7 protein-coding genes are annotated in these 16200 nt (G+C 57.8%); all 7 read right to left on the reverse strand.

Annotated features, from left to right (window positions below):
* Positions 1-401: 401 nt before the first annotated feature.
* The 7 genes from C560_RS0115275 to C560_RS0115305 all read right to left on the reverse strand — a co-directional run bounded on the left by C560_RS0115275 (position 402) and on the right by C560_RS0115305 (position 16190).
* A complete protein-coding gene (locus C560_RS0115275) occupies positions 402-3251 on the reverse strand; it encodes a hypothetical protein (RefSeq protein WP_155855800.1) in 2850 nt (949 codons plus the stop codon).
* 297 nt (positions 3252-3548) lie between these two features.
* Entirely contained in the window at positions 3549-4952 is a 1404-nt protein-coding gene (locus tag C560_RS23395) for a glycosyltransferase family 2 protein (protein ID WP_155855801.1), read from the reverse strand.
* A 365-nt stretch (positions 4953-5317) separates the two neighbouring features.
* The gene (locus C560_RS0115285) at positions 5318-8902 is read right to left on the reverse strand and encodes a glycosyltransferase (protein WP_026538849.1); all 3585 of its coding nucleotides are present in this window, start codon (positions 8900-8902) and stop codon (positions 5318-5320) included.
* A gap of 216 nt (positions 8903-9118) precedes the next feature.
* The gene (locus C560_RS0115290; RefSeq protein WP_155855802.1) at positions 9119-10189 is read right to left on the reverse strand and encodes a hypothetical protein; all 1071 of its coding nucleotides are present in this window, start codon (positions 10187-10189) and stop codon (positions 9119-9121) included.
* 46 nt (positions 10190-10235) lie between these two features.
* Entirely contained in the window at positions 10236-11060 is an 825-nt protein-coding gene (locus C560_RS0115295; protein ID WP_026538851.1) for a hypothetical protein, read from the reverse strand.
* Entirely contained in the window at positions 11050-15147 is a 4098-nt protein-coding gene (locus tag C560_RS0115300; protein WP_026538852.1) for a glycosyltransferase family 2 protein, read from the reverse strand. The genes C560_RS0115295 and C560_RS0115300 overlap by 11 nt, the downstream gene beginning before the upstream one ends.
* 140 nt (positions 15148-15287) lie before the next feature.
* The gene (locus C560_RS0115305) at positions 15288-16190 is read right to left on the reverse strand and encodes a hypothetical protein (RefSeq protein ID WP_026538853.1); all 903 of its coding nucleotides are present in this window, start codon (positions 16188-16190) and stop codon (positions 15288-15290) included.
* Positions 16191-16200 lie beyond the last annotated feature (10 nt).

Raw genomic sequence — 16200 nt, forward strand, 5'->3', positions numbered from 1 at the left:
AACCATCCGCTACATCATCCACAGCCCGAACACACGAACCGGGCACATGAATCGGGCCAGGTCCAACAACGATGTCGATTCCCCTACCAGCCGGCCGGGGCGACCGGACCCCATACCGCCGGCGACGATCCACCACCGAGATCGGTGACACATCGGGCAGCGTTCCCCAGCGGCTCACGGGCGCGCCGGGGCAGCACGACACCCGAATGAAGAACCCAACAGTGCGTGAACACGAGCCAAACTTCCACCATCACCGCACGTCAACGACGCAGCCCAAACGCCAGCCCCGACCAGTGTGACTGGTCGGGGCTGACACCGGCTCCAGGAAGTCAACTGGTCAGCAGGAACGCCCACGGCGGCCAGAACGACTGCCGATGTGCGGCTCCTGCTATACAGCCTTGCTAGATTCCCAGGGCAGCTCGGTTCAAGGTACTGACCAGCCCCCCACCGATTTCGTTCTCAGCAGAGTCTTGTGCCCGAGAATCGGCCCGCGTCCAGGGGGCAATCGAATGGATCAGCCCCAGATACCTTTCTTCGTGCTCGGAAGCTGAATGTCGCGGTTCAACCCGCAACGTCTGCCCGCCGCTGCCAGACCATTGGGCGAACTTCAAGCTGACAGCCTCGACAAAATCGGCTCTCGACGGGCACACGGTCGCAGAATCGAGATCCGGGTCGATGCCTTCAACCTGGGTAGCGATGGTTGAAACACCCACGGCCCGATACATATGCAACTTCATGGGGTTCATGAAATTGGATACGTCGTCCGGCACATGGGGCATGATTGCCAGCTGGGCGTTAGAGAGCAACGAAAGCGAGAATCGCTCGGTCTGCGGTCCGTGATACAGAACATTCTTGAGCTTCAAAATTTCGAAGAACCCCGCTGGCGCCCTGTCTGCCGCCCCGACCAGGTGCACAACGATCTTCTCGCTAATCTCGGCAGTGGCGCGAATTATGTCCCAGTCGATGCGGTCATTCATATTGCCGCTGTACACGACATTGAACTCGGAAGACACCCGCTGATCGCGAGCAAGGTTGTTCGCTCCGGCCGGAGGCGTGTACCAGTTGGGAATAATGTGCGCCGGAACACTGCTAGGGACGATGTCTGCATCGGTAAAGTACTCCATATTGACAGCAGAATTGAACACTGCAGCGTCCGCATTCGCGAGCATCGTGTTGTACTGCATCGCAACCTGACGGCCACGATCAGTATTCAGGTTGCTCCACGAGAGCTGATTGTCCACCACATCGACAATTTTTGTATACGGAGAAAACGTATCCCGGAGCTTCTCATAGAACTTAATGAATGGGAAGAGGATAACGACCGTATTGGACGGCAGAATTGATCTATTAGTCAGATACCGGAACACTTCTTGATCCAAATCCGCGCTGGAGTTATAGTCCATCATGTCGAAGCTAATCCCATCCGCGTCAACATGGGAGCCATCAATCTTGCGGCCAGCAGATGTCAGTACATTTCCCGCATCAGACATGTGGCTCGAGGATCGCTTGACGTATGCCTCCCCGTCCTTTTCATGCCACAATTCCAAGACACGAACATCATGGCCTGGATAGCGTTTCTTATAGGAGCGCGCGATCTGGTCTATGCGCCGGCCGTATATGCCAGCGTCATGCTGCTTCCACAGCAGTAGGAGGGTGGGACGAGTGGCGGTGCCGGCGTCGCGATCTTGCCACAGGACGGAATTGGCGAATACCTCAGCCGCACGCGGCTGCTTGGACGCCTCGACCTCGGCGTCGGCAAAGCCTTGATACGCGCCCGCCAGCGTAAACTGCGGCGGCAGGGAGATTTCTCCCTTGAAGGCCAGCGCATCAACGACTTTCTGGGGGAAGTTGACCTCATCGAAGGCAAAGACACCAGGGGTATTGACTAGGTCCGCAACACTGGGGCCGTCCGGTACCAGCACCGGGCGCTTGACTGCCAGGCCATCCCCGATCTTGGAAGTGATCTGATACCTAGTGACTTCTTCGTCCTTGCCTTCAGGGGAAGGGAAGCCCGTCAGTACCAAGTCCATGCGCGACAGCTCCGCATACAGTTGCCCCGCGGGGACGATCCCCTTGAGTTGGACACCGTGCTCCAGAAGATCCCGCTTCAGAGCCTCAGGCTGCACATCTCCATAAACGTGGAACTTCAGGTTTTGCTTATAGCGCCAATTGATTACGGAAATCGATTTCGCTGCCGCAAGTATATTCTTGTGCGTTCTCACCGTTCCGATGAAGCCAATGTGCTTGGTGGAACGGTCGGCCGAATCTGCGCGCGGATCTGTCTCGGACGCGTCCACACCCATCGGAATTTCGGGGGCCTCTGCCCGAGCGTGGCGAACGATTTCTCCGCCGTACGATTCGCGGAGCGTAACACTTGCCACGGTTCGGGCCTGAACGCGGTTTTGATAGTATTTGCTTTGACCCAGTCCTGATGATCCATAAATTTTCATTCGCGACGGAATAGATTCCGAAAAATGATCATCGTTATCATCCAAGTCGAGAATCAGCTTTGCGTCCTCGGCGGCAATCTGTGATGCCAGTTCAAAATTCGGGAGACGCGGTTTGCAGATCCATACCGTCGGAAAGTTAACATTCATTGCACGAAGTATTCGATGGTAGCGTGCGCGGTCATTCCAAGGGATGGTCAAAAGAGGAACGTCGTTCTCCGCCAGCGGTTTCCAGAGTTGGCCGCCGAACTCCTGGAACAAATACGTTACGATGGCTGCAGGTCGTCGGGTCTGCGCAATATCGTAGAGCACTTTAGCTCGGCCGATTGGATTATGGGCGCCGTCCCATGATGTGATGGCGACAGCGTCGCTCTGTTGGGAAATCTTTGCAATACGATCAAACTGGCGAAAGACGCTGAGATCCGGAACCGCGTGTTCGGCGTATTCTTGATAGATCTTATGAAGCCTCTGTCCGCTAAGGGCAAACAACTCAATCTTGGCACCTACCTCCGTGCCATCCATCTGAAACTCGAACCCCAACTTCCCCGTCACGCCGAGTGCAGCTTCAACGTCCGTCCGCTGGGTTGGCCATTCAATGAGGGTCGCGGGACGCCCATCAACCATGAGAACGGGCGTGACATCCCGAGTCGGCGAGTAGAGCCAGCCGGTAACGCTGCGGCCCTTAATCTTGTTGATGCGTCCGTGGGCTATGCCTAGGTCCTTGAGCGTCTTTGGTGTTTTGACCGCGCGCGGGTCGTTTGTTGCCGACGACATGTTTGGTGGCGTTCCCTGTTCTTTGGACATTAATGAACCGACCCATGGTAACAAGCTGAGACGGACGGGCCGCTATCCCGGCATGTGCGTTCGCGCACAAAGCTGTCGCAATTCGCAACTCTTCGGCGCCGAGGACGGGGACTCCGAATTCCGCCATGGAATTCGCTTGTAGCTACGCTCAGCTGGGCGGATCGACCCTCTCGGCGCCTTGGTCCGAGCTCAGGTCGGCGACCGTCGCATCAGCCGGCACATTGCTGAGAGACCAAACCTGTCCGTCCTGTCCGGTAAACGACGGGCCCTGCGGCCTTTCATGCACTGCGTGCTGGGCTAGCTGAACTCCATCTTCGGCCGCGCCGCGTTGAAGGCTGGCAAGTCTAGGTACTCATCGTGAAGCGCTTCCAAATAATCTCGGTCTGCCAGGCCACCGAAGCCGTCACGGAACCGTTGTCGAAACAACCGTGCATCCTCACGTCTGAAGTGGCCCGCCTCGCGTTCGGAACGGCGGAAAGCCTTGTCGGAGTCATTCTCTAGAAGTACGCATTCAGGCGCATAAACGAACTTTCCCTGCGCACGGGCGATTACCGTAAGTTCGTTGTCAGCCCGGTGGGATTGATATCCTCCGTAGAGAATTTCGTCACCGTAGAGGCCATGCGCCCAAGTCCTTTCCACCATTCCAAAGGCCGCGACTCGGCCATGCCACTTGCCGCAATTAAAAGCCAACAAGGACTTTCTCTCGTGACGGATTCGCTCATAAGCGCTAAGCAGCCAGTCTTCTCCAGGCCACGCATCTTGCGCGAGATAAACAACGTATTGAGCGGAAGTCCGCCGTGCCACTTGATTGAGCGTGGCGATGAAGCCTTGTCGATCAGTGTCGACTGCCAGCACATAATCAGCCGCCAGGCCGGACCTTTCGGCCAGCAGGGCAACAGTGCGGCGTCCGGCGTCAAGATCTATGCAAGGCATGACCACACACACGTCCTTGGTGAACAGTAACGAGTCACCCAGCGGCAGATCTGGGGCAGACACGATGTGTAGCGACTCTCCGGGCGAGTCAGGTTGCGGGGAACTGACTAATGGAGGGGAAACGTCTACCAGCAAGAAGTCGAGTTTGGCAGTGTACTCAGTCCCGTCATCTTGCCCACGCACCACTTCTTCCAATTTTGAGGTCAGAGCAAATAAATTCATCCAACTTGGGTCGGCATTTTGGTCGCTAAGTGCGCGAGCCGTGTTTGCATACACTGCCTCAGTGACGCCATCTACCACGCCTGCGTATGCATTCTCGAGCCAGTTGGACCCGGGAAATGTCCCCGATTTTACGACTAGCGAATACTCCGCTCGGGTGTTACTAAGAATTTCTCCTATAACCGTTTGTGTTGAACGCGGAGTCCTGCCCTCTATTAGCACCACAATACCAATGACGGTACCTGCTCTTCTGGAAACTAGTCGAGCGGTGCGGCCAGCTTCTGCTAGTGACTGTGCAACGACAATAACGAGTGCCCTCTCAGCTGGAAGCCGTTCTTTTGACGCTGGCGATTCGGCGGAGGCGACAACAACTCGTGATTTCTCTTCCCCCTGGAGTTCTCGACCCAAATAGTCCAAGTTGAAATCGATGTGCGTCCTGAGTTCGGGCGTAGCTTCTCTGGCTGCAGAGTACAGCGAGACGGCTTCTTCCCGGCGTCCCTCCCGCAGGGCAAGGTTAGCTGCAGCGAGCGACGAAATGAGACCTTTCATACCAGAGATGATCTCACACCGCCCGCAGGCGTCGGTGTTCTTTCCCGCCCGTATACCAACCTCCGGAGTGAGGGCAGGCGCCTCTCCGCAGTCGCGTTTCAGCGTCTCTACTTGGTCTCGCTGGGCCCAAGGCGGCAACAGAGGAACGACCGAACGTGGCCTCAAGGTCAAGGGCTGCCGCGGCCCGGAGATCGATGAGGCCCGGCCGCGCCGGATGTGGCGGGCTCCTGCGCACCGGCGGCAACCTAACCGAGAGCGCAGCCCACCGGCAACTACTAATCGACTATTCTCGCGAAAGTGACGTCCGGGATCCTTAGCGGCGCCTCCTGACGGCCTCGGACAACTCTAGTGGCGCTAATGCTCGTCTACTCGATCAACAACGGGGGCGCTTCATCACGAAGCCTTCTCTGCTCAAAGTACTCGGCGTACAGAGGGCTTAGGACATCCTGCCCCACTCGGCCATCGAAACCCTCTTTATATCGCTTCTTGAACAGATTTTTATCGATTTCTGTGAAGTTCGATGCATCATTCTCAGCACGATGAAAATCTTTTTTAACATCATTCTCAAACAGCACAGCGGTTCGACAATAGGTATATACCTTCATAGCTCGCGCAATTACCGTGATCTCGTTGTCCGCCCGGTGCGACCTGTATCCTTCAAACAGTATCTGGTCACCGTACAACGAATATGCCCAACTCTTGTTGACCATTCCAAATGCGGCAACACGCCCGTGCCACTTGCCGCAATTGAAAGCCAACAGCTTTGATCCGGTATCGCGCAGCGCGGAGGAAGCGGTTGCCAGCCAGTCTTCGCCAGGGAATGCGTCCTCGGCCAGATAGACAACATAGTCGGCCTCCGTGCGACGAGCCGCAACGTTTAGAGTCCGAATAAATCCTGCCCGGCGCGAGTCGATAACGACGACAAAATCCGCCTCGACGCCAGCCCGAGACCGGAGCAGCTTTGCGGCACGAAGCCCGGCCTCACGGTTAATGCAGGGCATGATCACGCTAATCCGACGATGAAAGCGAGGGTCACCGGATCCTTCCAGGTCCCGAACGTCGACCACATGTATCTCCCCGCCCTCAGTGGCATCATCCTGACCATCTTCGGCCGGAGAAGGAGCAAGGACGCCCTCCACCAGTAGAAGGTCACGCGCAACCGGTGGCTCGTCTCCCCCCACCGGGCCTTCGTTCAAATACCGTTCATAGGCCCGACGTGCGCCGAAGACATGCATCCAACGCTCGTGGTTCTGGACTTTAAGGCCGGTTTGAGCCCGCACAAGCGTCACCCCCAGATCCGTGACGGACGCGTATGCCTTCCGCACCCATTCGCGGCTAGGAAGCGCATCACTCGATGTGACGAGTACGTACTTCGCCGTCGACTGCGACAGGAGTCGGCTCAGCGCCGCTTTCGCCGGCGCTCTCCCGTCCTCCTCCACAATGAGGATAGTAGAGACGGGAAAATCTGCGCGCTGCTCGATGAGACGCGACGCTGCGGCGCCGTCTTCGGCCGAATCCGCCAGCACAAATGCAATGATGTCTCCATGAGGCACCTGCTCAGGAGTGGGTAGGGCATCCGTGTAAACCGTGACAACCTGAGTGGACTCGTTCTGAGAACGCCCCGATGCAGCGGAGCGCCGTTCAACGTCCGTGCGCATTCGCCTATATGCTTCGCCGAACTCTTCTGATATGGGGTAGGGAGCGTCCCCATGGTCCCCCAGCCGGACCTTGGCGATCTCCACGTTGGCCCTTGCAGCCGCGTACGAGAATTGCCGCAGGTAAAGTCGGCGTGCAGCTTCTGTCATGATCTCTGTGGCCGTGGGATCGTCGAAGACATTCCTTACCGCCGCGAGCATTCCGTCCCAGTCGCCAAAATCGACTAGTGACAGGTAATTCTGGCGGCCCAGATCACCCAAGTCGGAGATGCTATTAGCAATGACGGGTGTGCGCATTGCGAAAGCGTCGGTGGCCTTGTACGGGAACTGGTAGTGACTGGCGGGGACAGCCGGGTTCAGCCACAGAATGACTAAGTCTGCCGCCAGGTTGACCCTCGCCATTCCTTCACGGTCCTGCGCAGGTAGGCTGACAATCCTATCGCCGAACCTCCTGACGAGCGCCTCCTGATCAGGCGTGACACGCGATCCTATGAACAGCAACTTGTACCGAGGGTCCGCGAGTCGCTCGATAAGTTCAACTAACTCGTATATGCCCTTATGTTTACGAATAAGGCCGCCAAACAGGATGACGCGGTCGTCCTTGGTGAACCCAAGCTCGCGACGTACCTCCTCGCGATCGAATCGGTCAGGATCGTATACTTCCTCGTCTTTCAGATTCCGCATATACATCGAAGAATTAGCGTAGTGGTCATCCAGGCCACGATTGTGGGTCATGAGAACTGGTGCGCGTTTGGCAAGAGGATCAAGCAGACGGGACCATGCCAAGGAATAAGGGTTGAGTAGCTCATCGTCAGAGACATCGAAATCCTGGAAATCCAGCTCGGTGTGCATGTCACCTACTCGCGGCGAACTAACCACGGTTTCAAGGTCATTGATTTCAAGAACGAATGGGATGCTTTTCTTCTCGTTGACTAGCATCGCCAGACCGAAGCTCGGAAGCCTCGGCTTCACCACGTACATGAGGTCGCCGGTTACTGCTTCCATCGCCGCCTCCATGGCGTGGAAAAAACTCGGAAAGTCACTTCCCTTGAAGTATTTAGTGACAAAGGCGGGGGCGGCTTGCTTCAGCGGTCCAAAAACACCTTCGTCAAAGAAATCAAAGGAAATGAGTTCGACCTCATGGGTTTTGGACAGAGCCTCCGCTACAGCATAAGGCTTGGAAAAGTGATTTCTGCAACGATCCCAGACAATCACAGAAATCTTCTTTTTCTCAGGATTGAGAGGAAGGCCGGATTTAAAGTAGGATTCAATCGTTTGGTTAATTCGGGCAGGGCTAAAAGTATCCTGCCTATTCATGCTCGTAATTTGTTTTAGCTTGACATCTCGCAAGTAAAGAGCGGCGATTACAGGTACGTGCAATGGATCCCGCAACCACGTGTACTTCAAGACCAGGTCGTAGTCCTGACGACGTCGCAGCGACTCGTCAAAACCGCCGAGCACTTTATATAGTTCGCGGCGGTGGGCGAACGTGTTCAGGTCAATATAGGGTTTCTGAAGAAGCGCCTCGTGATCAAATTCAGGTCGGCGATACGATCGTAATTTTATTGTGTCATCGGAACGGACATGATAGTCGACGAAGTCCATATACATGGCCGAGCGCCCTGAGTTGCTCGCAAAAGTCTCGACCACCACGCTCAAGTAACGCGGATTCCAAAGGTTATCGGTATCCAGATATGCGATTATGTCACCCGTCGAAACAGCCAGTCCGACGTTGCGGGCTGCTCCGGCCCCCGAATTGTCTTGATAGAGGTAGCGGACTCGATTGTCGTTGAAACTCTCAACTACTGAGCGAGTAGCATCGGTGCTACCGTCATCGACAATTATCAGTTCAAAGTTCCAATAATCTTGGTTGAGGACGGATTCAATGCTGTCTGCGATTATTTCTGCCCGATTGAACGTCGGCATGATCACAGAAACCTTGCGGTTCCCCGATTCTTCCCTGTCGAGTTGAGACTTCCCGAGAATCTTGTCGATCCTCACCTCACTGCGATCGACCGCGCTGCGGTGCTCAGCCCGAAAGTTGACTGCGTCCATCAAGAGTGCGAGACGTTGCCAGTAGACGCCAGGCTGGTGCACAGCCTGCTCGAACCTATTCAGGCCAGTGCCCCGCCATCCCCTGGCCGCCATGAGTTTCATATTGAACTCTACGGCATTGCGGAGGGATGGGAGCCGGCGCATTGCCTCCGCGTACAGCAAACCGGCCTGATCCAAGTGACCCTGACGGTGGGCAATGTTTGCAGCCTTAAGTCCGTCGTTACCTGCGAAATCACTCATCAAATCGTTAGTCCTGTACTTGTAGGAAAATTCGTCTCAAGCCGGCACTGCACGGCGCGCAACGGCGTTTGAATCTCGAGGTCGATGATCTCAACCGCCGAGGCATGCAGACCTCCCTGGTAGTCAACCCCTGTAGGGGCGTCCATGAGCTCATAGCGGCTTCCCCGGCGGCACAGAGCGGCGCGGGCGAATAACGTCGAACAATGTGTGGACTCGTCAAACTCGGCGGTCTGGCGCGCCGTCGACCTGGCGAAGTACTCTCGTGTACCGCCAAGACCGCGAGCTCTTGATGGATTTCAACTCTGCACTCAGTGTCTCAACTTGCTTTTCATGAGAGTGCATAGCGGCCTTTGCCTGTTTCAGTTCGACCCGCAGTTCCCTTGCAGAGTTGCGGTGCTGATCACGGACAGAACGAAGCCATTCGAGCTTGCCGGATTGCTCTTCTAGCTCGCGTTCGAGTTGTTGGATTTTGGCTTTGCGGTAGTCCCGGCCCTTGCGCATTTCATGGACCTTGGCCATCAGAGACTGTTTGTCGAGAAGCGCCCTCTCAAGTTCTTCCTGCGTGCGGTGAAGCTGGGGAATTAGGAGCGCATTCTCTTTCTTGATGCGGTCCAATTCCTTCTTTTGGTCACGATTATTTGCCCTCAAATTTAAATAATCTGCGCGATCCTGAAGCAATTTGCTTCGAGACGTCAAAAATTCCGCAATTAGATCAGGGCTGGACGGCTTCTGTACCGCTCGGACACTTGCAGCTTCAAGTTGATCTGCCAGCACTTTCGCTCCAGGGAGATCCAAGAGTAGAAGCGCGGCCAGCTGCATTCCGTATTTTTCTGGCTCTCGGTCCTGGGCCGAGGGCAACACACTGGGTTTTGTGTCGGTTGAAAGTTTCAGCGGAAGATTTGTTGATCGGGCGACGTGATCGACGAGGTTGTCAAGGCCGGCAGGTGATGAAGGACACGGGCCGAGCGACATCCGGTGCGGGAACCTGTTGTGCAACTCCAGGAGCGAACCCGCGAAATCCTGCCATTCGGCGATGGCCTGCTCCAGCTCTTCCCCTTTCAGGAGGGCTTCGACCAACTGCTCTACGGGACTTCGGTAGACCACAACTGCGTAGGTCGTTGGCTCCTCCTCGAGTGCCTCCTGGATGTCTGCGAGTTGCGACATGTCCTGCTCAACCCACGCCTGGGACGTCTTTTTGAGCGCGGCTTTCCAGGCATCGTCGGACGATCCCGTTAGGTCCGCCAGGTTCAAGCGCACAGCTACCTTCTCAATTAGTCGATTAGACATTGTCGTTCCCTCGGTATCACTAGTGAAAGCATCCAGACACGGGCCCCTACTTCAAGTGGGTCAGTATCTCGTCAAAGGTCTCTTGGTTTTCTGCCCCGGCGTGACCGGATTCATCTGAGAATTCGCAGATCGTGAGCTTCTCCGCATGGACGGAGGACTCAATGTACTTTCTAAAGGGCGTGTAGTGGTTCTCGTAGTGGTCAGTGTCCTGCAGGTTCTGGGCGAGGAAGATACTGCGGGCTCCCGCCGTCACCTCGGGATCAAGGGCTGTAAACTTGTACGCCTGATCCTGTGGGACTCCCCCCAGATCATCTGCGCCGTAGCAGACCTTGGACATGCGGTTGGTCCACTTCACGGGGTACTTCCACAAGTCCGTCTGCGGGTTGATCGCGATCACTTGGAGCCCACGGTAGTAGCGCGCGAAGCGCAGTGCTGCGAATCCTCCACCGCTGGACCCGTAGGAGAAGACCTGATCCTCGCCAGCGCCAATAGTGTTCGCTACGGAAGCCACGATCTCGGCTATGTGTGCCAGGTAGTCGCCCCCGCTGTTGCCGGCGTACCAGGCCAGCCCGAGATTACTGTGGTGGTAGAGCGCTGGGTCTGAGAAGTACAGGCAGCTGGCCTGGAACTTGGAGGCCCAGCTCCAACGCTGGAATACGGGCGGCTCGAACGTGCTTCGTCGGGCGTCTCCCGAGAAGAACACTATGAGGCGCCCCGTCTCAGGTTTGGGGTCGAAGACGAAGTCAAACTGCTCACCCTCGGAATGCTCTGTGTAGAGGCCCCGCTCCTGGACGTCGAGATCTTTCGGGCCCGTCCAGGTGTGGCGCGGGACGCTGTCCAGATGCTTGATTGATGTCTTCTTAGCTTTCATTCTGCTCGACTTCCACGCCTAGGCCGGACAAGCGCCTCAGATAGGCCTCCGGAGTACATTCCTGCTCGATAAAACGGACCGCGCGCTGCTGCTGTTGCGCATAGCGCTGCGCATCCCACAACTCGTTGATGACATCTTTAACTTGGTCCGGCTCAGCGTAGACCGCCGCATCTTTGAACACTGGTTCAAAGTGGCGTGGCAAAACACAGACCACCCCGTAGCTCATGGCTTCGAGGATGGCCATGCCAAAGGCTTCAAGCCAGCCGTCGCTGTGGAAATAGACGAAGAAGTCGATCTTCTCCGACAGGTACTCTTCAACACTGATCTCATTGAACACATAGATCTCCCAAGAGGGCGGGTTCCGCGGGAGAAAGCCCTTCCGCACCGGCACCTTGGCGCCACCGAGTATGCAGACATTCGCAGAGCCGTCAGCCGGATAGACCTGCTTAAAGACCTGACGGTCAGAGGGCCACTTTGCGGCGTCATCGCGCGCATGCCGTCCAATCGTCGGCCGGCCCGCCCGGTAGCGGTTGTGGCTCGCCTGCTCCTTGAGCTCGATAATGCCCTTCCAAGAGAAGCTTGTCAGGTCCGAGGCCGGCATGAGTGGCGCGATCATGGCACCGATTTGCTCACTCTGCGGCGCCCACAGCGGCCGCACACCGAAAAGCCCCTCGATATTGCGGGTGACAACACCGATGTCATAGCTACGCCGCTCTCCGCTCGGTTCGAACGGCGGGTGATTGGAGACGATGACGGCCTTCTTGGTCGTCAACCTGGCGGGCACGTCCGGAGCCACCTGCAGCGCCGTGGGCCACCGCACGACCAGAAGGTCAGTCTCAGCTTCGGTGTCCAGGGACAGCCGATCCACCTGACCAGTCAGTACCAGATCATCGATCTTGCGGCTGAACTGCCGCTTGGAAGCCGACGGGATCAGGCCGTTCTGGATCGGGATCACGCCGACCCGGAGGCCAGCGTTTAGACAGACTGAGATCTCATTGAAGAGCGACGTGGAGTTGCCGGCGAGGAAACCGAACTCCGAGGCGAAGACCACGTCATATTGGGCGGGCCCTTCCCGGCGAGCCCCTGGCAGGTAAGCCGCCGGGGCGACGAAGCGCCGCCCTTCCATCGATTTCGGCATGTAGGGTGATTCGCCGGATTCCCGAATCTCACGATGCCAACTCTTATAGCCACGAAGGTAAGCCCGGCGTTCCGGAGCGAGGTAGCCAACGCCCATGTCATCACGAGTCAGGTTTGCACCGTCCATGAGCGCGAAGGCCAGGGGCGCCTGGGTGATCAGTTCCACGGTGATGCCGTAGTAGTTCTCGATGCGGCTCTTGAACTCCGAGTCTCCGGATTTGCGGACGGTGTCCCAGTAGCCGAGGTCCTTCAGCACTGGATCGCGTCGAAACATCAAGGAGGCCATGGAAGGGTATACCACCCGTCCCGTGGCGGAGCGCAGCACCAGAGTCAGCTGCTCGTCCACGCGAACCCAATTGGTCATATTCGCCACCCGTTCGGGCGCTGCCAAGAAGTCGCGAACCTGCAGCTCAATCTGCTGGGGGTGGTGCCAGTCGTCCTTATCCGCCACAGTGATGAGGTCGCCGGTGGCAAGATCGAGTGCATCATTGCGCACGGAGTAGGAACCACGGTTCACCTCATTGAGCACCAGACGAATGCGGGGGTCACGCGCGGCAAGGTCCTGCAGCTGCTGCCGGTACGGGGTGGGTCGGCCGTCGGCGTCCTGCTCGGGTGAACAGTCGTCGATCATGATGATCTCGAGCTTGCGCCAAGTCTGCCGCAAGAGGGAATCCACCGCGGTGTTGGTTGCGGCGCTGGGTTCGTATATTGGCATGATGACGGTCACCAGGGGGGCGTCCGGATCCTCAGTGGCCGGGGGTAGGTTCGTGGTGACGTTGTAGAAGCTGACGCTGTCTTCCTGGATCGAGATCGGGGCGGCCCCGCCTTCTCTAAGCAACTCGTTAAAGCCGGCCAGCCAAACATCGGCGTCACCAGGCACCCCAGTCAGGTGAGGGTTGACTGCGTTGAGCGCCAATAGGTTCTGCGAGTAGTCATGCTCGATATCGGGATCTACCGTTGTGAGCACCCTGCCGGATTCTGCGAATTCACCACGCCACCGAAGAAGGTCACCATAAAACGCGCGGTCGACGCCGGCAATGTCCTTCAGATCCCGCCATTCTTCGAGCATGGAGTACAGGGTCAGAGCATCGAGCTGGTCCGTCTCATCTCGGGGAGCAGCAAAGAGGAACCGGGCCATGGCGAGCACGCCGGATTTCCAATGATCATCGCGCAACATCCGGGCAGCCGACTCCCGGAAAAGTTGTGCGCGGTAGGACTCCAGAACGCCGTGGAGCTGGCCAAAGTCATAGCGGCCTTTGGAGGCAGCATAGGCGAGGACATCGCGGGCTCCGCCATTGCGATTGCGGATCGCGTTCGCGGTGAACCACTGGATCCGGCCTGGATTGACGCGAAGCTCCTCAACCCAGTACCAAATCGCCCCTCGCGCAGGCTCCAGCACGGCGCCGGCGCTCTGCTTTTGGGAGAACACCGCCGCTTCAAGCTCTTCCAGGCTGATGTCCGCACGGGCCTGCTGGTACGTCCCTAGAAAAGACTCAACAAAGTCCCGACGGTTAGCTCGCCTTGCATTGCTCAGAAGCTCAGTTGCATAGGCTGAGGATGACGCCTGCAGCGCCTGAGCTAGTAGGAAACTGTCGGTTGCCGTGAAGGTGCGGTCCTCCCAGAGCACCCGCTCCCCCTGCGGGTGAACGGCTACAAGGCGCAGATGGGCAGTACGGCCCTCAAGAACTGAGGAAGGCAGGGCCAGCGAATACCCCGCTCGTCGGATGCCATGCTGCAGTTTGGCGTGCTTGTTCTTCAATACAGCCGAGGACCGGTGGAGTGCCGTCTCCTCCGCCTCAGTAACTTCACGCAGGACGACCTCCACGGGGAGATCAAGATCGGCTGTGTGGAACGCCCACCCGGTGAACATTCCGCCGTCGAGAACTGTCTCTGAAACCAGGAACTCCCCGCCGGCGCCCTGAACGATTGCCTCGGGAAGCCCCGCGGGCCTGCGGCCGGAAGCATCCCCCAGACGGAGATCATAGGTGCTGCCGGCTTCGGCTCCGGGGGTGTGCAGCGGGATGGAGTCGGCGAACCTGCCCTCAAGTGGGATTTCACCGGCATAACGCTGGAGCCCCTCGGCCTCGGGGTTATTCTCGGGAGACTCAGTCAGTGCCGTAAGGGTCACTTCCGCCTCCCCCAGTCGCAGGACGAGCCGCCGGTACTGGGGCTGCCCCGTCAAAGCGATCGAGGCGTAGCACTCCGTCAGTGCCACGCGAGCCACACGGATCTCGGAGCGAACCCGGGCGGGCTTGAGCCACGCAGAGGAAGTATTGGGTGCATCATGCTCCAGCCGCTGCGCTTCGCGAGCTGCAGCGTCACTGTGCTCTGCCGCAAGCTCCAGCGTCTGGTCCAGCACCAGCACCGGCGCGTGCGGCTCACCACCGGCGAATATCTGGACCCTGTGAACCTGCCCATCGAAGAAATCGGAAGGAATCTGGGTGCCGCGCATATAGCCAAAGGGGGCGTCGAAGTCCACAGTGTCGCGCTTCCATGGAAGCACGCGCCGGTCGGTTCTCCCTTGGTCGATGACATTGCCGTCCACGGTCACTCGGGCGTATGCTGGCCGATTCTCGGCGCTTGCCCACCCGGCCACCTGTCCCTGCGGGGTAACTCTGAAGTCGGCGCTGAGCTTCTCCGTGCCCGCGATCCTGGAATCTGATGTACTGAGCCCCTTTCTCGTGAGGACATTGCCTGTCCCACGGTGGACCAGGGCAACGTCGTGCTCCTCACCGGTCCAGAATTGCGGAGGCAAGTTGCCAAGGAAGCCCACATTTCGGGTGCTGAACTCCTCGGCCGAGAGCTCGTCTCGGAAGATGTTGCAAGTCAGGGCGGAGACTGTCTCCCCGTTCACCACGAGATCCAACACCGTCGTTGCCTGACCGGCGTCAGGCTCGTACACCCAACCGCTGATCCGGTGGGCCTGGTAATTGACAATCTTGAACTTCATGAACCTGCGATCTCGTAAGGAGCCATAAGGGGCGAGGGGACCAGAGCACATGCTACCAAAGCGGGAGGTGCCCGTTTGCCGAGGTGCTTCGCCGCGTACCCGCGGCTGGAACGCTCACTTGCTCCATCAACTGCTTCGGCTCATATCTCTAAGCGTCCCAAATCCGCGCCGAAAAACTGCGCGTGCGCTTCCAGGATGTGACCTCGGAACCGCCCTCGGGGTGGCGGCTGGTGGCCCTCCTGGAGGCTCTCGGGCACCAATTCGATTCGTCCCGATGAATCGAATCCACCCAGCAGTGGATCAATTCCACAGACCTCAGCGAAGCGCACGTAGTGCTTGTTGTAATGGTTCGTGTCCCGAGTGTTCTGAACGTAGCGAACAAAGTTGTTGCCGGGGGTGCTTGAGTAGAGATGCCGCAGGTTGAACCGTGAACGGTACTTTTTTTCGGCCGCCGCGTAGCTTGGCATGTCTGGGAATGCAGTGTTGTAAAACCTTTTTACAACCGACTTGGCGTAGTCGCCGACGCGGGTCTGGGGCGAGAAACACACGGCCGCCGAACCCGCGATCTGGCGGGAGATCGCCAACGAAGCAAATCCGCCGCCGCTCGATCCAGTCAGCAGAATCCTCTCGTACCCCGCCGCGGCGGCGATGTCCTTGATGAGGTCCGCCACATCCGAGGTGAAATCCTGTTCGGAATTCCCGATGTACCACGCCAGCGCCATGGAATCGTTCAGGAGCAGGCTCGAGTCCGCAACAAACAGCTGCGCGGCATCAAGCGGGGCAAGGGATTTCCGCCATTCGAAACGAGGCAGCGTGAACTTGGAACGCTGCAGAGAGCCGTGGAAGCTGACTATTAACGTCTTGGACGCCTTGGGAACGTACAGCGCGGTGATATCGAGAGGTCCGCCAGATCTGGCCTGGACTATGAATTCGTACGCCTCGGATGCCGCGTGGTCGATGTCACTGGCAGATTCATGTCGCCGGATCCTGACTGCGTTCCGCTCATCCCATGCAATGTCGGGCGTCGTGGATGGCAAGGTCACTTTTTCTCTC

Origin of the sequence: Arthrobacter sp. 9MFCol3.1 (assembly GCF_000620385.1) — a bacterium.
In the GTDB taxonomy this organism is placed as follows: domain Bacteria; phylum Actinomycetota; class Actinomycetes; order Actinomycetales; family Micrococcaceae; genus Arthrobacter.

Excerpts from the sequence above, each read along its gene's own strand:
- C560_RS0115275 (WP_155855800.1), bottom strand. The coding sequence starts at position 3,251 with ATGTCCAAAGAACAGGGAACGCCACCAAACATGTCGTCGGCAACAAAC.
- C560_RS23395 (WP_155855801.1), bottom strand. The coding sequence starts at position 4,952 with ATGAAAGGTCTCATTTCGTCGCTCGCTGCAGCTAACCTTGCCCTGCGG.
- C560_RS0115285 (WP_026538849.1), bottom strand. The coding sequence starts at position 8,902 with ATGAGTGATTTCGCAGGTAACGACGGACTTAAGGCTGCAAACATTGCC.
- C560_RS0115290 (WP_155855802.1), bottom strand. The coding sequence starts at position 10,189 with ATGTCTAATCGACTAATTGAGAAGGTAGCTGTGCGCTTGAACCTGGCG.
- C560_RS0115295 (WP_026538851.1), bottom strand. The coding sequence starts at position 11,060 with ATGAAAGCTAAGAAGACATCAATCAAGCATCTGGACAGCGTCCCGCGC.
- C560_RS0115300 (WP_026538852.1), bottom strand. The coding sequence starts at position 15,147 with ATGAAGTTCAAGATTGTCAATTACCAGGCCCACCGGATCAGCGGTTGG.